General features: G+C 62.5%; 23 protein-coding genes. 12 read left to right on the top strand and 11 right to left on the bottom strand.

All coding sequences use genetic code 11. From position 1 onward, the window contains the following. Positions 1-326: 326 nt before the first annotated feature. Positions 327-1367 carry a DUF6515 family protein gene (locus tag H043_RS0117175; protein ID WP_027612878.1) on the top strand — a complete coding sequence of 347 codons (1041 nt, stop codon included), beginning with the start codon at positions 327-329 and terminating at the stop codon, positions 1365-1367. Here H043_RS0117175 and H043_RS0117170 read toward each other — a convergent pair. Then, complete coding sequence (locus H043_RS0117170) at positions 1361-2269, bottom strand: cation diffusion facilitator family transporter (protein WP_027612877.1); 909 nt, start codon at positions 2267-2269, stop codon at positions 1361-1363. The genes H043_RS0117175 and H043_RS0117170 overlap by 7 nt on opposite strands. A 9-nt stretch (positions 2270-2278) precedes the next feature. Continuing rightward, on the bottom strand, positions 2279-2698 hold the full coding sequence (locus H043_RS0117165; protein ID WP_025108718.1) for a hypothetical protein: 420 nt from the start codon (positions 2696-2698) through the stop codon (positions 2279-2281). 363 nt (positions 2699-3061) lie between these two features. Between H043_RS0117165 and hrpB the strand changes: the two genes are divergently transcribed. Then, positions 3062-5581, top strand: coding sequence for an ATP-dependent helicase HrpB (gene hrpB / locus H043_RS0117160; RefSeq protein ID WP_027612876.1), 2520 nt, complete (start codon positions 3062-3064; stop codon positions 5579-5581). A 161-nt stretch (positions 5582-5742) separates the two neighbouring features. On the opposite strand, the gene H043_RS0117155 is transcribed toward hrpB, so the two are convergent. Both H043_RS0117155 and H043_RS0117150 read right to left on the bottom strand, forming a co-directional pair. Then, the gene (locus H043_RS0117155) at positions 5743-6822 is read right to left on the bottom strand and encodes an endonuclease/exonuclease/phosphatase family protein (RefSeq protein WP_027612875.1); all 1080 of its coding nucleotides are present in this window, start codon (positions 6820-6822) and stop codon (positions 5743-5745) included. Between the two features lie 74 nt (positions 6823-6896). After that, a complete protein-coding gene (locus H043_RS0117150) occupies positions 6897-7571 on the bottom strand; it encodes a YciC family protein (RefSeq protein ID WP_027612874.1) in 675 nt (224 codons plus the stop codon). A gap of 178 nt (positions 7572-7749) precedes the next feature. Here H043_RS0117150 and H043_RS0117145 point away from each other — a divergent pair, with 178 nt between their 5' ends. The 3 genes from H043_RS0117145 (at position 7750) to H043_RS0117135 (ending at position 9878) form a co-directional block, all read left to right on the top strand. Then, positions 7750-8508 (top strand): DUF2076 domain-containing protein, encoded by a 759-nt coding sequence (locus H043_RS0117145; protein ID WP_027612873.1) that lies wholly within the window; start codon positions 7750-7752, stop codon positions 8506-8508. Between the two features lie 244 nt (positions 8509-8752). Further along, positions 8753-9232 carry an NYN domain-containing protein gene (locus tag H043_RS0117140; protein ID WP_007963710.1) on the top strand — a complete coding sequence of 160 codons (480 nt, stop codon included), beginning with the start codon at positions 8753-8755 and terminating at the stop codon, positions 9230-9232. 40 nt (positions 9233-9272) lie between these two features. Further along, positions 9273-9878 carry a PolC-type DNA polymerase III gene (locus H043_RS0117135; protein WP_027612872.1) on the top strand — a complete coding sequence of 202 codons (606 nt, stop codon included), beginning with the start codon at positions 9273-9275 and terminating at the stop codon, positions 9876-9878. A 134-nt stretch (positions 9879-10012) separates the two neighbouring features. Here H043_RS0117135 and H043_RS0117130 read toward each other — a convergent pair whose 3' ends face one another. Beyond that, entirely contained in the window at positions 10013-10465 is a 453-nt protein-coding gene (locus H043_RS0117130) for an Lrp/AsnC family transcriptional regulator (RefSeq protein WP_027612871.1), read from the bottom strand. Between the two features lie 163 nt (positions 10466-10628). Here H043_RS0117130 and yedA point away from each other — a divergent pair, with 163 nt between their 5' ends. Beyond that, on the top strand, positions 10629-11570 hold the full coding sequence (yedA, locus tag H043_RS0117125; protein ID WP_027612870.1) for a drug/metabolite exporter YedA: 942 nt from the start codon (positions 10629-10631) through the stop codon (positions 11568-11570). A 65-nt stretch (positions 11571-11635) separates the two neighbouring features. After that, entirely contained in the window at positions 11636-12976 is a 1341-nt protein-coding gene (locus H043_RS0117120) for a DEAD/DEAH box helicase (RefSeq protein ID WP_027612869.1), read from the top strand. A gap of 117 nt (positions 12977-13093) precedes the next feature. Here the strand turns inward: H043_RS0117120 and H043_RS0117115 are convergent, their stop codons facing one another. Beyond that, a complete protein-coding gene (locus tag H043_RS0117115; RefSeq protein ID WP_027612868.1) occupies positions 13094-14335 on the bottom strand; it encodes a TIGR03862 family flavoprotein in 1242 nt (413 codons plus the stop codon). Between the two features lie 293 nt (positions 14336-14628). Further along, positions 14629-15549 (bottom strand): histone deacetylase, encoded by a 921-nt coding sequence (locus H043_RS0117110; RefSeq protein ID WP_027612867.1) that lies wholly within the window; start codon positions 15547-15549, stop codon positions 14629-14631. 82 nt (positions 15550-15631) lie between these two features. Between H043_RS0117110 and H043_RS0117105 the strand changes: the two genes are divergently transcribed. The 3 genes from H043_RS0117105 to H043_RS0117095 all read left to right on the top strand — a co-directional run bounded on the left by H043_RS0117105 (position 15632) and on the right by H043_RS0117095 (position 17766). Further along, the gene (locus tag H043_RS0117105) at positions 15632-16201 is read left to right on the top strand and encodes a GNAT family N-acetyltransferase (RefSeq protein ID WP_027612866.1); all 570 of its coding nucleotides are present in this window, start codon (positions 15632-15634) and stop codon (positions 16199-16201) included. 105 nt (positions 16202-16306) lie between these two features. Beyond that, positions 16307-17176: an acyl-CoA thioesterase II gene (gene tesB, locus H043_RS0117100; RefSeq protein ID WP_003228466.1), complete on the top strand. Its 870-nt coding sequence runs from the start codon at positions 16307-16309 to the stop codon at positions 17174-17176. After that, positions 17173-17766, top strand: a complete 594-nt coding sequence (locus tag H043_RS0117095; RefSeq protein WP_027612865.1) for an HAD family hydrolase — start codon at positions 17173-17175, stop codon at positions 17764-17766. The genes tesB and H043_RS0117095 overlap by 4 nt, the downstream gene beginning before the upstream one ends. A gap of 143 nt (positions 17767-17909) precedes the next feature. Here H043_RS0117095 and H043_RS0117090 read toward each other — a convergent pair whose 3' ends face one another. The 4 genes from H043_RS0117090 to H043_RS0117075 form a co-directional block, all read right to left on the bottom strand. Continuing rightward, positions 17910-18863 carry an alpha/beta fold hydrolase gene (locus tag H043_RS0117090; protein WP_027612864.1) on the bottom strand — a complete coding sequence of 318 codons (954 nt, stop codon included), beginning with the start codon at positions 18861-18863 and terminating at the stop codon, positions 17910-17912. Next, positions 18864-19754 (bottom strand): neutral zinc metallopeptidase, encoded by an 891-nt coding sequence (locus H043_RS0117085; RefSeq protein ID WP_027612863.1) that lies wholly within the window; start codon positions 19752-19754, stop codon positions 18864-18866. A 190-nt stretch (positions 19755-19944) separates the two neighbouring features. After that, positions 19945-20778, bottom strand: coding sequence for an aldo/keto reductase (locus H043_RS0117080; protein ID WP_027612862.1), 834 nt, complete (start codon positions 20776-20778; stop codon positions 19945-19947). Next, complete coding sequence (locus H043_RS0117075; RefSeq protein ID WP_027612861.1) at positions 20762-22501, bottom strand: FAD-dependent oxidoreductase; 1740 nt, start codon at positions 22499-22501, stop codon at positions 20762-20764. The genes H043_RS0117080 and H043_RS0117075 overlap by 17 nt, the downstream gene beginning before the upstream one ends. Before the next feature lie 175 nt (positions 22502-22676). Between H043_RS0117075 and H043_RS0117070 the strand changes: the two genes are divergently transcribed. Together H043_RS0117070 and H043_RS0117065 are read left to right on the top strand one after the other, a co-directional pair. Next, on the top strand, positions 22677-23453 hold the full coding sequence (locus H043_RS0117070; RefSeq protein WP_027612860.1) for an IclR family transcriptional regulator: 777 nt from the start codon (positions 22677-22679) through the stop codon (positions 23451-23453). A 224-nt stretch (positions 23454-23677) separates the two neighbouring features. After that, positions 23678-24739 (top strand): Gfo/Idh/MocA family protein, encoded by a 1062-nt coding sequence (locus H043_RS0117065; RefSeq protein WP_027612859.1) that lies wholly within the window; start codon positions 23678-23680, stop codon positions 24737-24739. Position 24740: the final 1 nt, after the last annotated feature.

Raw genomic sequence — 24740 nt, 5'->3', positions numbered from 1 at the left:
TCACTGCTCGGTAACACAGTCCACTGCGGCCCGCCCAATCAGGCCCGCCGCGGCCGCCACCCCCACCGGGGATGGGCCGGCCCCCGAGCTGCACACTGTCCAGAAGACGGCGTGAGGTGAGCCGACGTCAAAAGCGTCGAGCCAGGACGAAGTTCTCTAAAGGGAGGCCGACGGGTCTCCCTTTTTCTTGCCTGCGATTTTTTGTGCCTCGATGCACAGCCTTCCTCAATAAATAAGTCTCGTGACTGATAACCTGTCGCAGAACCCGGTGTGCGTATTCCCGGTCTTAGCTACAAGCCCTCTTAATACCCGCAGTGAGGAAAAGCATGAAGTCGCGCATCTGGCGTCTGGCCGGTGTTGGTTTGCTGTGTGTGAGCGTCAGTGCGCAAGCGCTCGCCGACGATCCGGAGAGCCGCAGCCCTAATGGTGGACGCGGCCCTGAGCATCAGGGAAATAACCAGGGCCATGGGGGCGATCATCAGCCCCACGGGCAGAACAATCCGCCGCCGCAAAATCAGCCGCGGCCGCAGAACAATGAAATCATTCGGGGCGACAACAGCCGTCAGTTCGAGCACAACGGCCAGCAGCACAACAATGGCCAGTGGCAGAACCAGAACCGCGCGCCCAATCAACCCGCTCCGGTGCATCAGGCGCCCCCGTCGAACAACCTGCCGATCCAGCCACGGCCCGACACCGTGCGCCAGACTCAGGAACCGCGCCAGGGTTACTACCGCGACGAGCGGCCGCAGAATGGTTACCACAACCAGCAATGGCAAACCGGCAACCGGCCCAATGACAATCGCTGGCCGGGTCGCCCGGACGGACATGGCAACGGTTGGGGGCCAGGCCCGCAATACCGCCCGGGGCATGTGATCGACCGCTTCCCGGATCGCGAATACCGAGTGCCGTATCGCGGTCAGGATTACTTCTATTCCGGCGGCTACTGGTATCGCCCGCAAGGCCCGCGCTACATCGTCGTGCAGCCGCCACGAGGGATTCGCACCCAGTATCTGCCGGACTATGCCCGTGAAGTGTGGATCGGCGGTGCGCTGCTGTTCCTCGCTGCCGGTTCCTACTATGCGTATCAGGAAGCCACTCAGGATTACGTCGTAGTCGAACCCCCGGTGCAGCAACCGCCGCAACCGCAGCCGCAATCCCAGGGCTATGACGTCGAGGCCTATCCGGCCAACGGGCAGTCGCCGGAACAGGTGCAGCAGGACGGTTATCAGTGCTACCAATACGCCGTGCAGCAGAGCGGTTTCGACCCGCGTACCGCGACCTATCAACCGGCGCCTGAGGTGGTGGAGGCTTACCGTCAGGCGCAGGGCAATTGCCTGAGCAGTCGCGGTTATCAGGTGTCTTACTGAATCCGGGTTTGCGCCCGTTCGGTCTTGACCACTTCCTGCGGGTCGGCGTGCACCAGCACTTCGGCTCGCGGGTAGGCGGCGTGAATCGCATCCGCCGCCTGATCGCTGATGCCGTGAGCCACTGACAAGGTCAGCTCCCCTGGCAACTCCAGATGCAACTGCACAAACCAGTGGTTGCCCGAGATCCGTGTGCGCAAGTCATGCGCGCCCAACACGCCAGGTACCGCGCAGGCCAGTTCGAGCATGTGCTGACTGACGTCCGCCGGCAGCTCTTCATCCATCAGCACCGAAAAACTTTCCCGGGCGATCTGGATCGCGCTCCACAAAATGTACCCGGCAATCCCCAGACCGAACCATGCGTCCAACTGATGAAAGCCCATGCCGGCGAGAATCAGCGCGATCAGAATGCTGCCGTTGAGCAGCATGTCCGAGCGGTAATGCAGCGAGTCGGCGCGCACGGCGTTGGAGCCGGTCTGCTTGATCACCCGATGTTGCAGCGTCAGCAACGCCGCGGTCAGCAGCAGCGAGAACACGATCACGCCGATGCTCAGCCACGGCGCGCCCAACGGCTCCGGTTGCTTGATGCGTTCGTACGCCTGGAACGCAATCAGCACCGCACTGCCGCCGATGAACAGCGCTTGCGCCATGCCCGCCAGCGATTCGGCCTTGCCGTGGCCGTAACGGTGATCGTCATCGGCCGGACGCAGCGCGTAATGCACCGCCAGCAGATTGAGCAGCGAAGTGACGCCATCCAGCGCCGAGTCGGTGAGGCCGGCGAGCATGCTCACCGAGCCGCTCAGCCACCAGGCGATGGCTTTGGCGATGATCAGCGTGCAGGCCACCGCCACCGAAGCGCGGGTTGCCAGCCGCAGCAGGCGGGCGTGTTCGGGGCTGGTGGTCATGTGATTTCCTTATGCGGCGGGTTGCAGGCCAAACATCGCCAGTTGTTGCGTGCTGCCCTTGTGCTGGATCAGGCGCGGATCGTCCAGAGGCAGGTTGCGGCCCAGTTCTGTTTCGAGAATAGCCTGCAACTTGAGGTTATCGACCTGACCGTCCGGGCCGATCGCCTGTTTGAGCTTGGCCGGATCGACCTGAGCGGTGTGGCCGGGTTCGAAATAGATCGCGCCGGTGGTGAAGTCGACCGCGAACGCGATCAGCCCTGGAATCACGTAGAACAGCAGGCCCACGGCGTCGAGCACGGCAATCGCCGGGTCGATCTTGCCATCGATCTGACCGCGACGATCCGGGTAGAAAATCGAACCGCAGGCCGTGAGTTGAGTGAGCAGGGTGGCGACCAGTACACCGCCGATCAGGCGAGAAGGTAAGCGCATGGAAAATCTCCTGAGTCATCTATTAACGAAGCTTCGTCTTGTGAAGTTAAGACCCTGACGAACGCCCGGCAGTTCGCCGTTATACTCGCCCTCGGCAGGGCGCGCCCACAGTAAATTGCGGCCTCGTCTCACCCCTACCGAAATATGTTGAGGATTGAAGTTGTTTTCTCCAGATCGACACCGCGTGAAGGTTGATGAATCCTGGCGGGGTTCGGCCCTCCGGGCTAAAGCTGTGAACGCGCCATGCTGCGTTGCGGAACTTGGTAAGGAAACGACCCTTACCTGCGTCCCGCGCCTTGCCTGGCACGCTCACAGCTTTAACGCGACTCGCAATTTACTGTGGGCACGCCCTGGGGAGCCAGCATGATTTCTTTGCCGATCGATGAAGTTTTACCCGCCCTGCGTGAAGCCTTGGCGACACGCCACGAAGCAGTGCTCGAAGCACCGCCCGGCGCCGGCAAAACCACCCGCGTGCCTTTGGCCTTGCTCGATGAAGCGTGGCTGGCCGGGCAGACCATTCTGATGCTCGAACCACGGCGTCTCGCCGCGCGAGCCGCTGCCGAACGGTTGGCCAGCGAACTGGGTGAGAAGGTCGGTGAAACCGTCGGTTACCGCATCCGTCTCGATAGCAAGGTCGGCCCCAATACCCGTATCGAAGTGGTCACCGAAGGCATTCTCACCCGACGCCTGCAGGATGATCCGGCGCTGGAAGGCGTCGGTCTGCTGATCTTCGACGAATTTCACGAACGCAGTCTTGATGCCGACCTGGCCTTGGCCCTGAGTTTGAACGGTCGTGAGCTGTTCCGCGCTGAACAGCCGCTGAAGATTCTGCTGATGTCCGCCACGCTGGAAGGCGAGCGTCTGGCCGTGTTGCTGGATAACGCGCCGATCCTGCGCAGCGAAGGGCGTATGTACCCGGTGACGATGCGCTGGGGGCGGCCGTTCCAGCCCGGCGAATACATCGACCAGCGCGTGACCCAGACCGTCCTCGAAGCGTTGCACGATGAAACCGGCAGCCTGCTGGTGTTCTTGCCGGGGCAGGCGGAAATCCGTCGGGTGCATCAGCAACTGAGCGATGCCATCGGCGAGCGTAAAGAGGTATTGCTCTGCCCATTGCACGGCGAACTGGACCTGAATGCCCAACGCGCGGCTATCGACCCGGCGCCGGCCGGCCAGCGCAAAGTGGTGCTGGCGACCAACATCGCCGAGACCAGCCTGACCATCAACGGCGTGCGCGTGGTAATCGACGCCGGGCTGGCGCGAGTGCCGCGTTTCGACCCCGGCAGCGGCATGACCCGCCTCGATACTCAGCGCATTTCCAGGGCCAGCGCCACCCAGCGTGCGGGCCGGGCCGGACGTCTGGAGCCGGGCGTTTGTTATCGCCTGTGGTCGCAGGATCAGCACGAGCAACTCGCCGCTTACGGCAGTGCCGAAATTCTGTCGGCGGATCTGGCGAGTCTGGCGCTGCAACTCGGACGCTGGGGCGTGGCGCCGGGCGAACTGGTCTGGCTCGATATTCCGCCGGCAGCAGCCTACGCCCAGGCGCAGGATTTGTTGCAGCGCCTGGGCGCACTCGAAGGCGAGGCGCTGACGTCCCACGGTCAGGCCATGGCCGAGTTGCCGGCGCATCCGCGCATCGCCCATCTGTTGCTGCGCGGTCAGGCGCTGGGGCTGGCGAACATGGCGTGTGACGTCGCGGCACTGCTCGGCGAGCGCGATATTTTGCGCGGCGCCGGGGCCGATCTGCACAGCCGCTTGGTGCTGCTCTCCGGCGAAGAACGCGCGGCACGCGGTGCTCAGGGCGGCGTGCAGCGTGCGCGGCAACTGGCGCGGCAATATCGCGGTTACCTGCGCGGCAAGGCCAGCGCGCCGGTCAGCGATCCCGATCACCCGCGCTGGCTCGGTGCGTTGCTGGCGCTGGCTTATCCGGATCGGGTTGCCCAGCAGCGGCGTGCCGGTGGCGCCGAATATCGTCTGGCCAATGGTCGCGCAGCACTGTTCGCCGAAGCCGACAGCCTGATGAAGGAGCCGTGGATCGTTATCGCCGATCTCGGCAGTCGTCAGGGCCAGCGTGAGGAACGAATTTATCTGGCGGCGGATTTCGATCCGGCGCTGTTCGATTCGGTGCTCGCCGAGCAAGTGCGCGCTGTCGATCAACTGGACTGGGATGAGCGCGAAGGCGTGCTGCGCGCCGAGCGTCAGCGCAAGGTTGGCGAACTGATCCTCAGCCGCGAGCCGTTGACCGGTCTCGACGAAGCGGCGCGCAGTCAGGCGCTGGTCAATCTGGTGCGGCGCAAGGGGCTGGAGTTGTTGCCATGGACGCCGGAGTTGCGCCAGTGGCAGGCGCGGGTCGCGTTGCTGCGGCAACTGGATCTGAACGCTCAGGCCGAAAGCCAATGGCCGGATGTCAGCGATGCAACGTTGCTGAACACTCTCGAGCATTGGTTAATGCCTTACTTGGGCAAAGTCTCGCGGCTCAGCCATTTCGCCAATCTTGACCTGTCGAGCATCGTCCGCAATCTGCTGCCGTGGCCGCTGCCGCAGAAGCTTGATGAGCTGGCGCCACATCACATCAGTGTGCCGTCGGGGTCATCGATTCGTCTGAATTACAGCGAACAGCCACCGATTCTCGCGGTGCGTTTGCAGGAGCTGTTCGGCCTCGCCGAGACGCCACGAATTGCCGGCGGCCGGCAAGTGGTCAAGCTGCATCTGTTGTCCCCGGCGCGCCGGCCGGTGCAGGTGACGCAGGATCTGGCCAACTTCTGGCGCAGCACCTATGCCGAGGTGAAGAAGGATCTGAAGGGGCGCTATCCGAAACATTATTGGCCGGATGATCCATTGGTGGCCGAGGCGACCGCGCGGGCCAAGCCGCGCGGCACCTGAAGAGCAAAACATCGCAGCCTGCTACCCAATCACGGTACGACATCAATCTACTGTGGGAGCGGGCTTGCTCGCGAAGGCGGTGCGCCAGGCACGGATGCATCAACTGACACGACGCTTTCGCGAGCAAGCCCGCTCCCACAGGGGGATATCGTGTTAACTGGCTACGGGGCTGCGGGCAGCAGGAACCTCGCAATCACGGGCAAGTGATCGGAAATGCGCAACGTATCGTCCTGGCGCACCCTCGCTTCGACCCGTTTGATCTTCGGGCTGTAGAAGAGATAGTCGACCGTGCGATCCGGGCCATTCAGGCCGGGGTCGTTGGGGTAGTGGGTCAGCCAGTGGGCGCGGTCGATGCCGCTGGCTTCGTTGTTGGTCGGGATCATCGGGTACTTGTCCCACAACAGATGCAGCGCGCTGTCGATCGAGTAGGGCGTGCGCTGCTCGGCGGGCAGGCGTTGATACTGACCCAGTGGCAACAGATTGAAGTCGCCGCCGATCAGCCACGGCAGGCCCTGGCTTTCGTACTTGTCGAGCACTTTGGCCACCGCCGTCACTTGCGCCTGCAAAGTCTCGTCCGGTTGGCGGGCGCGATCCAGATGGGTGTTGAATACCGTCAGTTGTCCGCCGTCGCTCAGCGGCAGCTTGGTGGCGAGCAGGGCGTCTTTGGGTTGGAACTGGCGGGAGATGAAATTCGCCGGCGGCACCGGCAATTGCAGGCGTTCGGCGTGTTCGATGCGGTAGCGGCTGAGGGTCGCCAGTTGCCGGCCAACGCTGCCGAAGATGTGCGGATCGGGGACAAAATCGGCCTTCCAGTCGAAGGCGTGAGCGCTGCACGGGTAGAGATCGGTGACCCGCTCCTGCAACAGCTTGAGCTGATTCTGGTAATCGCTGGCCTTGGCGCCGTCATCCAGCTCCTGCAGGAGCACTACGTCGGGTTGCTCGTCGCGGATCACCCGCGCCACTTCGTCGAGACTGAAGGCCATGTCTTCCCGGGACGGCGCTTCATCGGAGCCTTGGGCGAGATCGTTCCAGAACACGTAGCGCTTGCCCGCGAGGTACTGCACGTTCCAGGTCATGACTTTCAGCGCTTGCCCCGGCACCAGGGTCGGCGGCGTACCGCTGCAGGTGACGGGCAAGGTTTCTCGCGCATCGGGGCGCCAGGTCAGGCTGTAGATCAGCCCGCCGATCAGGGCGATGGCGAGCACAATCAGCAACAGGGTGTAGCGCAGCAGACGGGGCATGGCTCGGCTTATCGCGTTACAAAAGTGGCTCCGAGCATACCTGACCGCAGAGCCTTGGCCCAAGGGTCGCGAAGTCAGACCGCTCCGGTACGTTTGTCAGGCAATTCGCTGATCAGCATGAACAGGCGGAACAGCACCACACTGGTGAACAGCTGCAGGAAACTGTGCGTGCTGTCGATCATTACCGCGATCAGCGGATTCTGTGGGTCGGGGTACGCCGCCAGGGTCGCGCCCTTGAGCAGCCACAACGGCCCCATCACACACAGAATGCACAGCAGGATCCGCCAGAAATGCCCACGGGTCAGGCGCAGGCTTTCCTTCATCGCCTGCAACGGCCCCATACCGCGCAACACCAGCAGGTATTCAGCGAATGCGAGCATGACCATCAGCATCAGGCCCGGCAGGAAATACAGTGACAACCCCAGCAGAATCAGCAAGGTATTGAGCGCGGTGAGCAAGGCGAAACGCGGCCACAGGCGCGCGGACATCGCCAGCAGGTCGAGATTGCGCGGAGCTTCGCCACGGGTGCGAGCATCGAGGAACAGGATCAGCGCGGCGGTGTACAGCGGATACACCAGCAGACCGACGACCACGCTGGCGGCGGAGAAACTGTCGGGGTCGGTGACGTGATCCACCACTTGCTGCAGCGCCGCCTCGAAGATCACCAGCGGCAGGCACAGCTGCAAGATGCTGACCAGGTGGCGTTTGAAAAAATACAGAGAGTCGCGCAGTACATCGAAGGCATTCATCAGTCGGTATCGCAGGTCGAAAACAGTGGCTCACTTTAACCGATGATGGGCGGGCGGACACAAACGTAAACATTCGGTAAAGGTCGTTGAAACATCCTGTCACTGCCTCCATTACAGAGGTGCGCCATGTCCACAGTGGACACGGGCAACGTTATCCCCGGCAATCTACGAGGTCGCCATGAACAGCGAAGAGCAAACCCTGATCGATGGACTGTTTTCCCGGCTGCAACAGGCCGAAACGGAGGCAGCCCCGCGCGACGCCCAGGCCGAGGCGCGGATCAAGGAACACCTGACCCGCCAGCCGGCGGCAGGTTATTTCATGACCCAGGCGATTCTGGTGCAAGAGGCGGCCATCAAGAGCCTCGACGAACAGAACAAGCAGCTGACCCGGCAAGTCCAGCAATTGCAGGCTGAACTGCAAGCGGCCAAGTCCCAGAGCGCGGCCCCGGCGCCAAGCGGCGGCGGTGGTTTCCTGTCGAGCATCTTCGGCGGCGGCAGCTCGCGTCCAGCGCCGACCCAGAGCGCTCCGGCTTCTACCGGCGGCTGGCGTGAGCCGGCACCGCAGCAGAACTACGCTGCGCCAGCGCCACAACAGAACTATGCCGCACCACCGCCCAACTACGCGCAGCAAGCAGCCCCGACCGCGGGCAGCAGCTTTCTCGGCGGCGCCCTGAAAACCGCCGCTGGCGTGGCCGGTGGCGTGATGCTGGCGCAGGGCATCAGCAGCCTGTTCCATCACAACCAGCAGCCCGAAGAAATCGTTGAAGTGATCAAGGAAGAACCGGCGCAGGTGGCCGACCAGAGCGGCAATGACTGGGGCAATGACCAGCGTGTGGCCGATAACGGATTCTCTGGCAATGACCAGGGTGGATTCACTGACACCGACTACAGCGATGACAACTCGTCGTTCTTCGATGACGACGATTCGTTCGTCTGACGGATCAGTCGCCAGTATCAAATCTGTGGTGAGGGGATTTATCCCCGATGGAGTGCGCAGCAGTCCCATTTTCGGGGCCGCTGCGCTGCCTATCGGGGATAAATCCCCTCACCACAGTCCACCATCCGTCCGGAGTGGTGGGTTGATTATTCGCGCCACCTTCCTGTGGGCTGGCATACTGAGCGCCTTTTTCGGGCCCGGCGCCTGATCCCGCTTCGTGCGCTATGCGCTCACAGGAATCCCGGTGAAAAAAATCGCAGTGTTCGCCGATGTGCAGAACCTCTACTACACCGTGCGTCAGGCCTATGGTTGCCATTTCAACTACGCCGCGCTGTGGGCTGACATTAGCAAACAAGGGCAGATCGTCGAGGCCTACGCCTACGCAATCGACCGTGGCGACAGCAAGCAGCAGCAGTTCCAGCAGATCCTGCGCAACCTCGGTTTCACCGTGAAGCTCAAACCCTATATCCAGCGCAGCGACGGCTCGGCCAAGGGCGACTGGGACGTGGGCATCACCCTCGACATTATGGACGCCGCCGACCACGTCGACGAAATCGTCCTGGCCTCCGGTGACGGCGACTTCGACATGCTGCTCGAACGCATCATCAGCAAGCACGGCGTACAGGCAGTGGCCTATGGCGTGCCGGGCCTGACCGCCAACTCGCTGATCCGCGCCGCCAGCCGTTATGTGCCGATTGAAGGCGCACTGCTGTTGAAAAACTGAGCGTTGCTCAAGAATTGATTTGAACGGAGTTGAACCCGGTTTGGAACGCATTGCAGTCATCGACTTTGAAACCACCGGCCTGTCGCCGAACAGCAGCTGCCGCGCCACGGAAATCGCCGTGGTCATGCTGGAAAACGGCCGTATCGTCGAGCGTTACCAGAGCCTGATGAACGCCGGCGTGCGCGTTCCTGCGTTCATCGAACAACTGACCGGCATCAGCAACGCCATGTTGCGCAGTGCACCCTCGGCCGAGCGGGTCATGGAAGAGGTCAACGAATTCGTCGGCTGCACCCCGCTGGTGGCGCACAACGCCTCGTTCGACCAGAAGTTCTGGGATTTCGAGCTTGGGCGGATCAAACGCACTCGATTGCAGAACTTCGCCTGTTCGTTGCTGCTTGCCCGACGCCTGATGCCGGCGGCGCCGAACCACAAGCTCGGCACCCTCACCACGTTCGCCCGCCTGCCACACACCGGCCAGGCGCACAGGGCGATGGCGGATGCCGAGATGGCGGCCAACCTGATGGCGCATCTGGCGGAAGAATTGCGGCACAAGCATGGGGTGCGTGAGCTGAACCATGACCTGCTGTGCAAACTGCAGAAAGTCCCGGCGGCCAAAGTCAGCGAACACCTGCAGCGCTATCGCTGATCTCGAAGTCACCCAAAATCCCCTGTGGGAGCGGGCTTGCTCGCGAAAGCGGTGTGTCATTCGGCAAAAGGTTGTCTGACACACCGCATTCGCGAGCAAGCCCGCCCCCACATTTGGATCTTCTGAGTTCCTGATTACTTACCGTTGCCTTCGATGTGGCTGAGCGGCACGCGCTTCTCGATCGCGCTCGACAGCACAATCGAGGTCTTGCTGAAGCCGAACTTCGCCACGCGATTGATCAATTCTTCCAGCTCCGTCATCGACGCCACTGCACCCTTCATCATCACGCACGGATCGCCCGTCACCCGAAAGCACTCGGTCAGCTGCGGGATTTTCACCAGTTCGTCGTAGACCTTCTGGCTGCCGTTCTGGTGCAGGCGCAATTCGATCATGCACTGGATCGGCAAACCGATTTTCGACAGGTCGATGTTCGCCTGATACCCGGTGATCACTCCGGCGGCTTCAAGCTTGGCCACGCGCTCGGCCACTGCCGGGGCGGACAGGTTCACTTTGCGCGCCAGATCGGCGTAGGACGCACGCCCGTTTTCCAACAGGGCGCTGAGCAGCATGCGGTCGTATTTGTCCAAGGCCGGACTCCTGAAATTGCCAGACTTTCGAAATCGCGGTTTATCCCGTCGATCTCCGTTGTTTCAAAAGTGTACCGGCGCGATAAACAGGTTTTGTAGCTTATTTTTGCTCGCGGGCCTTTCTAGAATAATTCACACCCTGCCTCTGACTGTCGAGCTGCCCATGCCTGCCTTGCGCCGTTTTTCCTTGCCGTTGATCGCCGCGTTTTTCGCGCTGTACGTGATTTGGGGATCAACCTATCTGGTGATCCGCCTCGGCGTCGAATACTGGCCGCCACTGATGCTCGGCGGGGTGCGCTTCGTGATTGCCGGCAGCCTGATGTACGCCTTCCTGCGCTGGCGCGGGGCACCGGCGCCTACCTGGGCGCAGTGGAAAGCGGCGGGGATCATCGGGATTCTGCTGCTCAGCTTCGGTAACGGCGCAGTCAGTGTCGCCGAGCACACCGGCGTGGCTTCCGGCGTGGCGGCACTGGCGGTGGCGACGGTGCCGTTGTTCACGTTGCTCTTCGGCTATTTCTGGGGCGCGCGCAATACTCGCCTGGAGTGGGCCGGGGTGGCGTTGGGAATTGTCGGCATCGCCATGCTCAACATGGGTTCCAACCTGCAATCGAGCCCGATGGGCGCGGCGTTGCTGGTTTTTGCAGCGGCGACCTGGGCGTTCGGCTCGGTGTGGAGCAAACACCTGCCGCTGCCGCAAGGGGCAATGGCCAGTGCCGTGGAGATGCTGGTGGGTGGCGTGGTGCTGTTGATCGGCAGCGCAGTGAGCGGCGAACATCTGCAAGCCTTGCCGCCGATGGAAGGCTGGCTGGCCTTGGGTTATCTGATCTTCTTCGGGTCGATCATCGCCTTCAATTCCTACATGTACCTGCTCAAACACGTGCGTCCGGCGGCGGCCACCAGTTATGCCTACGTCAACCCGGCGGTGGCGGTGTTGCTGGGGATCGTGTTTGTCGGCGAGACCATCGGCATGGAAGAAGCGCTGGCGATGCTGGTGATCATCAGTGCCGTGGTGCTGATCGGTCTGCCGCAGTGGCGGCGGCCGGCGCAGCCGCTCGTCGTGGAGACGCCGAAGACCGCCGTTCCAGCAGAACAGCGTGTGAATTAGGGTAAACTGCGCGCCATTGCACACTCGTGTCGCACAATTGCGCTGAATTTTCCTACGGTACTCCCATGACTTTCGCCACCCTTGGCCTGATCGAACCCTTGCTGCGCTCCCTCGAGAAGCTCGGCTACCAGACCCCGACGCCGGTGCAGGCGCAAGCCATTCCGGCCGTGCTGGCCGGTCGCGACCTGATGGCTGCGGCCCAGACCGGCACCGGCAAGACCGCCGGTTTCGCCTTGCCGCTGCTGCAGTTGCTGGCCATGGAAGGGCCGAAAGTGGCCGCCAATTCGGCGCGTGCACTGATTCTGGTGCCGACCCGCGAGCTGGCGGAGCAGGTTCATGAGTCGGTGCGCCAATACGCTGAAAACCTGCCATTGCGCACGTATGCGGTGTACGGCGGCGTCAGCATCAACCCGCAGATGATGAAGCTGCGCGGCGGCGTTGATGTGCTGGTCGCCACGCCTGGTCGCCTGATCGACCTGTTCCGCCAGAACGCGTTGAAACTCGATCAGTTGCAAACTCTGGTGCTCGACGAAGCCGACCGCATGCTCGACCTGGGCTTCTCCGAAGAACTGGCGAACATTTACCGCATGCTGCCGAAGAAGCGCCAGACGCTGCTGTTCTCCGCGACCTTCTCCGATGACATTCGCCTGCTCGCCGGGCAGATGCTCAACGATCCGCTGAGCATCGAAGTCAGCCCGCGCAACGTCGCGGCCAACACCGTCAAACAGTGGGTGGTGACGGTGGACAAGAAGCGCAAGCCGGAACTGTTCGTGCACTTGATGCGCAAGAACAAGTGGAAGCAGGTGCTGGTGTTCGCCAAGACCCGCAACGGCGTGGATGCGCTGGTGGAAAAACTCCAGGGCCTGGGCATCAACGCCGACGGCATCCATGGCGACAAACCGCAGGCGACCCGTCAGCGTGCGCTGGATCGTTTCAAACTCAGCGAAGTGCAGATTCTGGTGGCGACCGACGTCGCTGCCCGTGGTCTGGATATCGAAGATTTGCCGCTGGTGGTCAACTTCGACCTGCCGATCGTCGCCGAGGATTACATCCACCGCATCGGTCGTACTGGCCGTGCGGGCGCGACGGGCGAGGCGATCTCGCTGGTGTGCGCGGATGAAGTAAACATGCTCTCGGCAATCGAGATGCTCACCCGCCAGACCCTGAAGCGCCAGAACGAACCGGACTTCGAACCCGAGCACCGCGTGCCGGATACCGATGCCAGTGGTCAGGTGATCAAAAAGCCGAAAAAACCGAAAAAGCCGAAAACGTCCGGCGGCGGTGGCGGCAAGCGCAATCTGGGCAAGTGGGTCGACAGTGGCGACACCCAGGCGCCGGAGCCGTCGATCAAGCCTGTGCGTAAAGTGCCGGTGTTCAATACCGGGCCGCGTAAGCGCAAGCCTTGATCTGATGGGGCGTCTGTAAGGACGCCTTCGCGAGCAGGCTCGCTACCACAAGGGATCTCCTTGTTACTGGAGATCAGTGTGGGAGCGAGCCTGCTCGCGAAGGACGCACCTCGGTCTTCAGCCCTTACTCTGCAACCACTCCAACATCCCCAGTCCCGCCGCCCGCCCACTGGCAAAGCACCCGGTCAGCAGATAGCCGCCTGTCGGCGCTTCCCAATCCAGCATCTCGCCCGCACAGAACACCCCTGGCAACGCCTTGAGCATCAAACGTTCATCCAGCGCTTCGAACGTCACGCCACCGGCACTGCTGATCGCTTCGTCAAGCGGACGGGTTTTCACCAAGGTCAGCGGCAACGTCTTGATCGCCCGCGCCAGCAACGCCGGATCAGCGAAGGTTGCCGCGTCAGTCAATTCACGCAACAACGCCGCTTTCACCCCATCAATTCCGACCTGACTGTGCAGATGCTTGGCCATCGAGCGTGAACCGCGTGGCTTGCTCAACGCTGCCTGCAATTTATCCACAGGTCGGCCGGGCAACAGATCGATGTGCACGGTGGCTGAACCCTGCGTATTGATCGCCTCGCGAATCGGTGCCGACAGCGCATAGATCAGGCTGCCTTCGACCCCGGTTGCGGTAATCACGCATTCGCCCAAGCGCGGGATATCGTCGTTCAAACCGATGGCGACATTTTTCAGCGGTGCGCCGGCGAATTTGCTGACAAGGAACTCGCTCCAGGCCTGCACTTCGAAGCCACAATTGCTTGGTTGTAACGGCGCCAGCCCTACGCCTTTTTGTTCCAGAGGCAGCATCCACGCGCCATCCGAACCCAGCCGCGACCAACTGCCACCGCCGAGGGCGAGCAGGGTGGCGTCGGGTTTGACGGTGATTTCGCCGTCGGGGCTGGCGATGCGCAGCGCATCGTGTTCATCCCAGCCGAGCCAGCGATGGCGGGTGTGGATAACCACGCCGCTGTCGCGCAGGCGCTTGAGCCAGGCGCGCAGCAGGGGAGCGGCTTTCATGTCGGTGGGAAATACCCGGCCGGAGCTGCCGATGAAGGTCTCGATGCCCAGATCATGAATCCAGCGGCACAGCGCGTCGGCATCGAAGCCGCGCAGCAGTGGCGCGATCTGCGGCGCGCGTTCGGCGTAGCGCGCGAGGAATGCCGGGTAAGGCTCGGAGTGGGTGATGTTCATGCCGCCGACCCCGGCCAGCAGGAACTTGCGCCCCACCGAGGGCATGCCGTCGTACAGATCGACGCCCACGCCGGCCTGGCTCAGGACCTCGGCGGCCATCAGGCCGGCGGGGCCACCGCCGATGATGGCGACGTGAGCGGGGTGGGGGGCGGAGTTCTGGGTCATGGCGTGCGCTGCGGTATGGCGGGATAAGGCGCGCATTCTAACAGCGCAGACCAATGTGGGAGATCCCTGTGGGAGCGAGCCTGCTCGCGAAAGCGGTGGGTCAGTCACCTTCTAAGTCGAATGTGCCGAAGTCTTCGCGAGCAGGCTCGCTCCTACAGGGAGATCATGTGGATTAGATGACTGGTCAAAAAACAACCATCGCGCTGTACACCATGTTCGCTGTGGTCTGTAGTCCCTTTCGCTCAGGTTATCCACAGGCCGTTCCACAGCGATTGTGGGTAACGCAGCACAGCTTAGTGACATCCGTGTGACGTCCAGACCCGTTGCGCGCTGTGATGCAGGATGCCGTGGCGGCGGGCGAGGGCGTGGCGATCCTTGCTGTAGCCGCCGCCGATCACGCCGACTACCGGGATGTCGCGGCCCAGGCAATGGCGCATCACGCTTTCATCGCGGGCGGCGACGCCTTCGTCTGTCAGTTGCAGATAACCGAGGGCGTCGTCCTTGTGCACATCGACCCCTGCGTCGTACAGCACCAGATCCGGTTGATACAGCGGCAGCAGGTAGTTGAGCGTGTCATCCACCACCTGCAGATAGTCGGCATCGCCCATGCCTTTGGGCAGTGGGATGTCCCAGTCGCTTTCGGCCTTGCGTGCCGGAAAATTCTTTTCGCAGTGCAGGGAAACGGTAACCGCCTCCGGGGTGTCGTGGAGGATCCGCGCGGTGCCATCGCCCTGATGCACGTCGCAATCGAAGATCAGCACCCGGTTCACCCGACCGCTTTGCAGCAGGTAATGGCTGATGATCGCCAGGTCGTTGAAGATGCAGAACCCGGCCGGGTAGTCGTAGTGGGCGTGATGGGTGCCGCCGGCGAGGTGACAGGCCAGACCATGCTCCAAGGCTTTTTCTGCCGCCAGAATCGAGCCGCCAACTGCGCGCACCGTGCGCCGCGCCAGTGCTTCGTTCCACGGCAGGCCGAGGCGTCGCTGGTCTTCGCGGGACAACTCGCCGCTCATGTAACGTTCGATATAGCGACGGTCATGCGCCAGGGCGAGGATGTCGTTGGGGCAGATCTCGGGACGCAGCAGGTCGGCGTCGCGGGTCAGGCCGCTGTCGACCAGGTGGTCGCGCAGCAAGCGGAATTTATCCATCGGAAAGCGGTGATCCGCCGGAAACTCGGGGCTGTAGTCTTCGTGGTAGATCAGCGGCAGGGGCATGGCAACTTCATGTAGGAACGATGGAAAGAGTGAACGATCCTACCAGCGATGTAGACTTGCGGCATGGAAATGGAGGGGCATGATGGAGCCGATTCAGCAACTCGAAAGCGCACGCCTGCTGATGCGTCAGTGGCGCGACGAGGATTTGCCGGAATTTGCGGCGATGTGCGCCGATCCTCAGGTGATGCGTTACTTTCCGGCCCCGCTCAGCCGTCTCGAAAGTGCGTCGATGATTGGCCGGGTGCGCGGGCATTTTGCCGAGCACGGTTTCGGTCTGTGGGCGCTGGAGCGCAAGGACAGCGGTGAGTTCATCGGTTTCACTGGCCTGGGTGTGGTCGGTTTCGATGCGCCGTTCACCCCGGCGGTGGAAATCGGCTGGCGTCTGGCCCGCGAGCATTGGGGGCTGGGCTATGCCAGTGAGGCGGCGTGGACGGCATTGCGCGCGGGTTTTGATCGGCTGGGGCTGAAGGAGATCGTGTCTTTCACCGCCCAGAGCAATCTGCCGTCGGAGAAAGTCATGCAGGCGATTGGCATGCAGCACGATCCGGCCGATGATTTCGATCACCCCAAACTTGCCGTCGATCACCCGTTGCGCCGGCATTTGTTGTACCGAATTACCAGGGAGCAATGGCTGCAAACCCTGCATGGCTAAGCCGACACGGACGTTTACAATGGCGCGACAGTGGCTCGCGCCAGAACCTGAATGGGCCGCCGCAGCCAAGACTGCGCGGCATAGCGTTGTGTGAGGAGAGTCTGAATGAGCCAAGTGTTGGAAGATCTGGTCGACCTGCTGACCCTGGAGCCAATCGAGGAAAACCTGTTCCGTGGCCGCAGCCAGGACTTGGGTTTCCGTCAGTTGTTCGGTGGTCAGGTACTCGGTCAGTCGCTGTCGGCGGCCAGTCAGACGGTTGAAGAGGCGCGCCACGTGCATTCGATGCACGGCTATTTTCTGCGCCCGGGCGACGCCAAGTTGCCGGTGGTGTATTCGGTGGATCGCGTGCGTGACGGCGGCAGCTTCAGCACCCGACGGGTCACTGCGATCCAGAAGGGCCACCCGATCTTCACCTGCAGCGCGTCGTTCCAGTACGACGAGGCTGGCTTCGAGCATCAGAGCCAGATGCCGGTGGTGGTCGGCCCGGAAAACCTGCCGTCGGAGCTGGAACTGACCCAGCAACGCGCGCACCTGATCCCCGAACACATGCGCGAAAAACTGCTGTGCCCGAAACCGATCGAAGTGCGCCCGGTCACCGAAAAGGATCCGTACAACCCGCAGCCGGCCGATCCGGTGAAGTATGTGTGGTTCCGTGCCGACGGTGCGCTGGCGGATATTCCGGCGCTGCACAAGTACCTGCTGGCCTACGCCTCGGACTTCGGTCTGCTGACCACCTCGATGCTGCCGCACGGCAAGTCGGTCTGGCAGAAAGACATGCAGGTCGCCAGCCTCGATCACGCGCTGTGGTTCCACAACGATCTGCGCGCCGATGACTGGTTGCTCTACGCGATGGACAGCCCGTGGGCCGGCAATTCCCGGGGATTCTCCCGTGGCAGCGTGTACAACCGCGCCGGGCAACTGGTGGCATCGGTGACCCAGGAAGGCCTGATTCGTCACCGCAAGGACTGGGCATGAGCCTGAGCGATGTGAAGCACTGGGTGTTCGACATGGACGGCACCCTGACCATCGCCGTGCATGACTTTGCGGCGATCCGCGTGGCGCTGGCGATTCCGCCCGAGGACGACATTCTCACCCACCTTGCAGCGCTGCCGGCCGAGGAGGCCGCAGCGAAACACGCGTGGTTGCTGGAGCATGAGCGCGATCTGGCGCTGGGCTCGAAACCGGCGGCCGGTGCGGTGGAGCTGGTGCGCGACCTGCACGGGCGCGGCTATCGGCTAGGCATCCTGACGCGCAACGCACGGGAGCTGGCGCATGTGACGCTCGACGCCATCGGCCTGGCCGACTGCTTCGCCGTGGAAGATGTGCTGGGCCGCGATGAAGCGCCACCGAAGCCGCATCCCGGCGGGTTGCTGAAACTGGCCGAGGCCTGGAAGGTGCCGGCCCGCGAGATGGTGATGGTCGGGGATTACCGCTTTGATCTGGATTGCGGTCGGGCGGCCGGGGCACGGACGGTGCTGGTGAATCTGCCGGACAACCCGTGGCCGGAACTGACGGATTGGCATGCGCAGGATTGTGTCGAGTTGCGGCGGATGCTTTTGGCCTGAGATTTATGCTGTCAGAAGGGAAGCCTTCGCGAGCAGGCTCGCTCCCACATTAGATCTTCGGTGCACAGAGATTTTGTGTAATGCATCAATCCAATGTGGGAGCGAGCCTGCTCGCGAAGAGGCCAGATCATCCACCGCACAACTTACTGCTCAAACAGCGCTTTCAGCCCCTCCGGCGACGTCAACATCCCATCGCCGTTATGCCCGACCCCGGGCACTTCAACCAGCCGCTGATTGACCCCTTCCGGATGCCGGCGCAGCAGGTAGCCGAAAAACAGCTTGCCGCGTTCCAGCCGATACGCGCCTTGTGCCTCGGCGGCGCAACTCTTGTCCAGCGCCGGATGTTGCGGGTCTATGTCCTGCTGCCCCAGCAGGTAAATCACTTCGCGTTTGATGTAGCTGCTCTCAAGCTGCAACGGTGTTTGCCCACCGGCGTACACCGGCATGTCGGTCAACCCGTACTTCCAGCGATTGAAACCCGGGCACTGTGCGTGATCGAACGCTACCGGCCGCTGTTCGTTGAAATACGCGTACGACGACGGATTGGCCACCACATAGCGCAGGCGAATGCCATTGGCCTTCAGCGCCGGTTGATCCTTGGCCAGCAAGGCATAACGCTGCACCACTTGACCGCCACCGGAATGGCCGAAAATCACGATCTGCTTCACGTCCGGAAACTGCTTGCGGTCGCTGACCCGGGCGACGATGGCGTCGAGTGCGGCGTAGGAACTCAGCGGCTTCGGCCCTGTGGATAACCCGCCGCCCATCCACTCGTTGCCTTTCCAGCGCAGCAATGTATTGGGCAGGGAGTACAGCGCGACGTCGCTTTCGTTGAGAAACTGCGGCGCGATCACCAGCGTGTGCGCCGTTTGCCCGGCCAGTTCGGTGGCGTGCTCGGCACTCTTGCGATAGGTCTCGGCATTGCGCAGACGACCGTGAATGACGATCAGCACCCGCTCGATTTTCTCAGGTGCCGGGCTGATGCCAACGGCCATTTCGCCGGCCTCGAATTGCAGGCGCCCGGGGCTGATGGCATCGACGCCTGCCGCGTGCGCGTTGCCGCCGATGATCAGTAAAGCCAGAAGCCATTTGCGCATTTACAGGTTTTTCGCCGCGAAGGTATCGCACTGGCCGACCTGGCCCTGGGCGAAACCGGTTTTGAACCAGCGCACCCTTTGCGCCGACGTGCCATGGGTAAACGAGTCCGGTACCACACGGCCCTGACCCTGTTGTTGCAGGCGATCATCACCGATGGCGTTGGCCGCATTCAAGGCCTCTTCGACGTCACCCGGTTCCAGCCAGTTCAGGCGCTTCTGCGCATGGTAGGCCCAGACGCCGGCCAGGCAGTCGGCCTGCAATTCCTGACGCACCAGCAAACCGCCGTCGCCCTGCATCTGCCGGCCCTGCTGACGGGCCGTCTGAATTTTTGCCGAGACGCCGAGCAGCGTCTGCACATGGTGGCCGACTTCGTGCGCGATCACGTAGGCCTGGGCGAAGTCGCCGGCGGCCTTGAAGCGCTGGGCCATTTCCTGAAAGAAGGCCATGTCCAGATAGACTTTCTGATCTGCCGGGCAATAGAACGGGCCGGTCGCCGAAGTCGCCAGACCGCAGGCGGAATTCACCCGGTTGCTGAACAGCACCAGGGTCGGGTCCTTATATTGGCGACCAGCTTGCTGGAAGATGGCGCCCCAGGTGTCTTCGGTATCGCCGAGGATCGAACGCACGAATTCGGCCTGCTGGTCGTTGGCCGGTGGCGCCTGACGCGTCTGCGTACTGGCCGGTGCCGATTGCTCGGTCATTTGCCCAGTGAGCTGGCCGAGGATCTGCAACGGATCCTGTCCGGTGATCCAGCCGATGCCGACGATCAGCAGGATCGCCCCCAGGCTCAGGCCTTTGCCGCCACCGAACCGCATGCCACCACCGCCGCCGCTATCATCGCCACGGGCATCGACGACGTTGTCACTGCGTCGGCCTTTTTTCCATAGCATGTGGGAATCCTCTTTTCTGTTCGTGGTGATGAGTGTTGCTGGTGTGGGAGTGTGGCGCCAGTCCGGTCGTCCGTCTATTGGCGTACACGCAAACAGGCCCGGCCTCGGGTGACGAGGGCGGGCCTGTTATTGACGAGCGTGTGCGCGACTAATTCAATCCGTCGGCGGATTTCTCTCGGCGCGCTGTGCGTCAGCGATCGAAGGCATCCCACACCGGGGCGAAATCCGGGCTGACCTGACGCTGATTCTTCGGCAGCGCGGCGATCAGTGCGCGGTCTTCAGCGTCCAGTTCAACCTGCAGCGAAGCCAGGTTCGCCAGTTGATTGGCCCGGCTGCTGGCTTTGGGAATCGCTGCCACGTTGTTCTGATCCAGCAGCCATTTCAACGCCACCTGAGTCGGCAGCACGCCGTGTTTTTCGGCAATCTGCTGAATCTGTGGAATCTCCGAGACCTTGTTGCGCGCCAGCGGTGTGTACGCGGTCAGCGCCAGGTCGTGTTGGCGCGCGTAGTCGAGCAGGGCGTTCTGGCCGAGCAGGACGTGGTACTCGACCTGGATCGCTGACAGAGGGATGCCGTATTCCTCGACGACTGTGCGCAGCAGCGGCAGCGGAAAATTCGCCACGCCGATGTTGCGCGCCAGACCCTGTTCCTTGAACGAGGCCAGGGTGTCGAGAGTGCGCGGCAGATCCCAATCGGTACTCGGCCAGTGGATCATGAACAGATCGACGTACTCGCTGCGCAAGGCCTTGAGGCTTCGTTCCATCGAGTGGCGCATGGCGTCCGGTTGCAACTGGTCCCACCAGACCTTGGTGGTGACATGAATCTGCTCGCGGGGTGTCGGTGTATTCGCCAATGCTTGTCCGACCGCGTCTTCGTTGTTGTAGGCCGCTGCCGTGTCGATGTGCCGGTAGCCGAGTTCCAGGGCCTGCTCGACGGCACGGGTGCATTCGTCGCCGAGCATCGGCCAGGTGCCGAGGCCGAGTTTCGGCATGTTCAAACCCTGGGCGTTAACGATGTGCTGCATGGTCGATCTCCTGTTCGAAAGCAGTGATGCCGGCGATATGCCGAGCGGCGATGTAGCCGAAAGTCAGCGCCGGGCCGAGGTTGATCCCGCCTGCCGGATAGTGCCCGCCCATGATGCTGGCCATGTCGCCACCGGCGGCGTAGAGCCCGGCGATGGGCTGGGCATGGGCATCGAGCACTTGCGCCTGCGGGTTGACCTTGAGCCCGGCAAAGGTGCCGAAGCAGCCCGGTTGGACTTTCACGGCATAGAAGGGGCCTGTCTCTATTGGGGCAACGCAAGGGTTGGGAAGGTTCGCCGGATCGCCCTGTTTGCGGTTATAGGGCGTTGCGCCGCGACCGAACGACGGATCCTCGCCGTGGCGTGCATGGCGGTTGTAGTCCTCCATTGTCTGGCGCAACCCGCTGGGGTCGATGCCGCAGGCGCTGGCCAATTCTTCAAGGGTGTTGCCGGTTTTCAGATAGCCGCTGCGGATAAATCCTGACACCGGAACGGGAAATGGCCGCGACATGCCCAAGCCATAACGCCGTTGAAAGGCGCGGCTGCAGATCAGCCACGAGGCGACTTCTTCGCCTTCAGGCGTGGCGGCAACCATGGCGCTGACGTAGTCGTAGTAACCGTTGGCTTCGTTGACGAAGCGCTGGCCGTTGCGCAGTACGCCGATGATTCCCGGTTTGCCGCGTTCGATGATGTGTGGGAAATGGCCGATGCTGCCGTCGGCATGCGGCACTTGCGAGACCGGCGCCCAGGCCACGGGCGACGCCAGCTCGGTATTGACCGTGGCACCGACGCTTTCGCCCAGACGCAGGCCATCGCCGTTCACCGCCAGCGGTGGCAATGCCCAGTGTTCATGACCCGTGGGCGTGCGCGGAAACAAGGCCTTGCGCCGTTCGACGTCGTTGGCGAATCCGCCGGCGGCCAGCACCACGGCTTTGCGTGCATGAATGCGGATCGAGCCTTTGGCGCTGCTGACCACTGCGCCGCAAACCCCTGCTTCATCACGCAGCAGCTCGGTCACGGGTGCCGACTCCCATAACAAAACGCCAAGGTCCTCGGCGGACTTCGCCAGCCTTGCGACCAATGCCACCCCGTTGACCAATTGCATGGCCCGGCCGTGTACCGCCAGATCGAGCAAGTGTCGGGTAAAACGACGGGTTACATGCCACGCGGCTTTCAGCGAACGGGTGAGATTGAGGAACGCCGAAAGGTCGGCGCCGGCCATGATCGGCATGCCCATGAAGGACGTTTCGCGCATTGTTGTACGCAGGCGCCTGAGCAGGCGTCCGACTGTTCGTCCGTCGTAAGGCGCCGCGATGACCGAGCGACCGCCCGTGCCCGCGCCGGGCGTATCGCCATGAATGTCGGCAATGGCGTTACCGTCGGCAAATTGCAGAGCGGTGTGCTGTTCGAAAAACGCGACCATGTGTGGCCCGGCAGTGAGGAATGCGTCGACCATTGCCGGGTCGTAATGCTCACCGAGTTCGTGGCGCAGGTAAGTGCGCGGTCGCTCGACGTCTTCGACGATGCCGGCGCGTCGGGCCAGCGGATTGCACGGCACCCATGCCCAGCCGCCGGACCACGCGGTGGCACCGCCGAACACCGGATCTTTTTCAACCACGATGACCTTCAGACCGTGCCATGCGGCAGTGACCGCTGTGGATAAACCGGCGGCACCGGAGCCGACGACCAGAACGTCGCAGTCGATTTCGGGAAGTTCGGCAGGCATCAGGCAAAGCTCCGCAACTGGGTTTATTGGAATTGGATTCCAGAAATTAACCAATGAAGTTCAGCTGCAACAAGGCATGTTTCAGTAAAGTGGGCGGTTATCGCACGGCCAGTTCCGGATTTCGCTTTGTCTCGGATGTCTTCTAGAATCGGCAAAATTTCACTTGGACCTTCCCATGGCCGGCAGTCAGATCGAACGGGTTTTCAGCGTGCTGGAAAGCCTCACCAGTGAGCCGCGCGGGCTGCCGATGCAGACCTTGGCCGAGCAACTGGACATCCCGAAAAGTGCCACGCACCGGATGCTCGCGGAGCTGATTCGGCTGGGCTACGTGCGACAGAATGCCGAGACTTTGCGCTATCACCTGTCGACCAAATTGGTGGCGATGGGGTTTCAGTATCTGTCGAGCAGCGGTGCCGACATCGTGCAACCGGTGCTGGATCGACTGGCTCAGGAAACCGGTGAACTGGTGCGTCTGGGGGTGATCGATGGCGAGCGCCAGACCTGGATCGCCAAGGCGCAGGGCGCACGGACGGGCCTGCGTTATGACCCGGACATGGGTCGCGATGCGCCGCTGTTTTACACCGCTTCCGGGCACGCGTGGCTGGCCTGCATGAGCGATGCCGAGGCCTTGTCGCTGGTCGAGCGCCAGGGCGCGGAAGTACCGGTGGGCGTCGGGCCGAATGCGCCGCGCTCCAATATCGAACTGCTGGAGCGCCTGCGCCTGGCGCGGGAACAGGGTTATGCCTGTGTCGAGGAATGTTCGGCGGTGGGCACCTCGGCGATTGCCGCGGTGGTCAAGCATCCGGTTGACGGGCGAGTGATCGGCGTACTGAGCATTGCCGGGCCGAGCGCACGGATGCCCGGCGCGCGACTGCACGAATTGGCGCCGTTGCTGGTGAAGTTCACCGAGGAATTGTCGGCGGCGAGCCTGGCTTCCGAATTGTTCATCTGACCCGCACCGATCCCTGTAGGAGCTGCCGCAGGCTGCGATCTTTTGGTCTTGAAAATCAAAGTCAAAAGATCGCAGCCTGCGGCAGCTCCTACAGGTTGAGCGTCAAGTACAAAGTTGTGCGGTGTTCGCACGGTTTTCCCATCACTGGGTGTTTGATTGTGGAACGCGGTTCTAAATTGTTGCTGGAGTGACATTTCCAACAACAATCACAAAAGGATCGCGCCTTGACTCCGCCCCTTCGTATCGCCCTGATCGGCGCTGGCAACATGGGCCAGCAGCATTACCAGCACCTGCAAACCCTCGAAGAAGCCCGGTTATGCGCAGTGGCCGATCCCGGCCCGCAGGCTCCAGCGCTGGCGGCGCAGTGGGGCGTGGCGTATTTCGCCGATCACCGGCAGATGCTGGAGCAGGTACGGCCGGACGCGGTAATCGTGGCCAATCCGAATAATCAGCACGTCAGCACGGCGCTGGATTGCCTCGCCGCCGGGGTTCCGGTGTTGCTGGAGAAACCGGTGGGCGTGCATCTGGATGAGGCACGCGAACTGGTGGCGGCAGTCAAACGCAGTGGCGTGCCGGTGCTGGTCGGCCACCATCGGCGGCACAATCCGTTGATCGTGCGTGCCCACCAATTGCTGCGCAGCGGCGCGCTCGGGCGGCTGACCACGGTTACTGCACTGTTCCAGTTACGCAAACCCGACCGATATTTCGAGGTTCCGTGGCGCCGTGAACCGGGGGCGGGCCTGTTGCTGACCAATCTGATTCATGACCTCGATCTGCTGCGCCACCTGTGCGGTGAAGTGCAGTCGGTGCAGGCCATCACCGACAACGCGGTGCGGGGTTTTGCCAACGAAGACAGCGTCGCGGTGTTACTGCAATTTACCGACGGTGCATTGGGCACGCTGAGCGGTTCCGATGCGGTCGCCGCGCCGTGGAGTTGGGAGCTGAACTCCGGGGAGAACCCGGTCTATCCGCGTCAGGACGATCAGCCGTGTTATCTGCTGGCGGGAACCGCCGGGGCGCTGAGCATTCCGCAACTCAAGTGCTGGCATTACGCTGCCGATCAAGTCGATGCCGGCTGGCACGAACCGCTGATTGCGCAGCAAGAACGGTGTGAGGCAGGGGACGCGTTGCGGTTGCAGCTGCAGCATTTTGTGCAGGTCGCGCGGCGTGAAGTCGAACCCTTGGTCAGTGCCGCCGATGCCGCGCGAACATTGGCGCTGGTCGAGGCGATACGTGAGGCGGCGGCCAGCGGTCGTGCCTGTTGCCCAGCAGCGGTCGAGGCTTGAG

This window comes from Pseudomonas sp. URIL14HWK12:I6 (assembly GCF_000514195.1).
Taxonomy (GTDB): Bacteria; Pseudomonadota; Gammaproteobacteria; order Pseudomonadales; family Pseudomonadaceae; genus Aquipseudomonas; species Aquipseudomonas putida_A.
This window is presented reverse-complemented; position numbering and strand designations above follow the sequence as displayed.

Excerpts from the sequence above, each read along its gene's own strand:
- H043_RS0117175 (WP_027612878.1), top strand. The coding sequence starts at position 327 with ATGAAGTCGCGCATCTGGCGTCTGGCCGGTGTTGGTTTGCTGTGTGTG.
- H043_RS0117170 (WP_027612877.1), bottom strand. The coding sequence starts at position 2,269 with ATGACCACCAGCCCCGAACACGCCCGCCTGCTGCGGCTGGCAACCCGC.
- H043_RS0117165 (WP_025108718.1), bottom strand. The coding sequence starts at position 2,698 with ATGCGCTTACCTTCTCGCCTGATCGGCGGTGTACTGGTCGCCACCCTG.
- hrpB (WP_027612876.1), top strand. The coding sequence starts at position 3,062 with ATGATTTCTTTGCCGATCGATGAAGTTTTACCCGCCCTGCGTGAAGCC.
- H043_RS0117155 (WP_027612875.1), bottom strand. The coding sequence starts at position 6,822 with ATGCCCCGTCTGCTGCGCTACACCCTGTTGCTGATTGTGCTCGCCATC.
- H043_RS0117150 (WP_027612874.1), bottom strand. The coding sequence starts at position 7,571 with ATGAATGCCTTCGATGTACTGCGCGACTCTCTGTATTTTTTCAAACGC.
- H043_RS0117145 (WP_027612873.1), top strand. The coding sequence starts at position 7,750 with ATGAACAGCGAAGAGCAAACCCTGATCGATGGACTGTTTTCCCGGCTG.
- yedA (WP_027612870.1), top strand. The coding sequence starts at position 10,629 with ATGCCTGCCTTGCGCCGTTTTTCCTTGCCGTTGATCGCCGCGTTTTTC.
- H043_RS0117120 (WP_027612869.1), top strand. The coding sequence starts at position 11,636 with ATGACTTTCGCCACCCTTGGCCTGATCGAACCCTTGCTGCGCTCCCTC.
- H043_RS0117115 (WP_027612868.1), bottom strand. The coding sequence starts at position 14,335 with ATGACCCAGAACTCCGCCCCCCACCCCGCTCACGTCGCCATCATCGGC.
- H043_RS0117110 (WP_027612867.1), bottom strand. The coding sequence starts at position 15,549 with ATGCCCCTGCCGCTGATCTACCACGAAGACTACAGCCCCGAGTTTCCG.
- H043_RS0117105 (WP_027612866.1), top strand. The coding sequence starts at position 15,632 with ATGGAGCCGATTCAGCAACTCGAAAGCGCACGCCTGCTGATGCGTCAG.
- tesB (WP_003228466.1), top strand. The coding sequence starts at position 16,307 with ATGAGCCAAGTGTTGGAAGATCTGGTCGACCTGCTGACCCTGGAGCCA.
- H043_RS0117095 (WP_027612865.1), top strand. The coding sequence starts at position 17,173 with ATGAGCCTGAGCGATGTGAAGCACTGGGTGTTCGACATGGACGGCACC.
- H043_RS0117090 (WP_027612864.1), bottom strand. The coding sequence starts at position 18,863 with ATGCGCAAATGGCTTCTGGCTTTACTGATCATCGGCGGCAACGCGCAC.
- H043_RS0117085 (WP_027612863.1), bottom strand. The coding sequence starts at position 19,754 with ATGCTATGGAAAAAAGGCCGACGCAGTGACAACGTCGTCGATGCCCGT.
- H043_RS0117080 (WP_027612862.1), bottom strand. The coding sequence starts at position 20,778 with ATGCAGCACATCGTTAACGCCCAGGGTTTGAACATGCCGAAACTCGGC.
- H043_RS0117075 (WP_027612861.1), bottom strand. The coding sequence starts at position 22,501 with ATGCCTGCCGAACTTCCCGAAATCGACTGCGACGTTCTGGTCGTCGGC.
- H043_RS0117070 (WP_027612860.1), top strand. The coding sequence starts at position 22,677 with ATGGCCGGCAGTCAGATCGAACGGGTTTTCAGCGTGCTGGAAAGCCTC.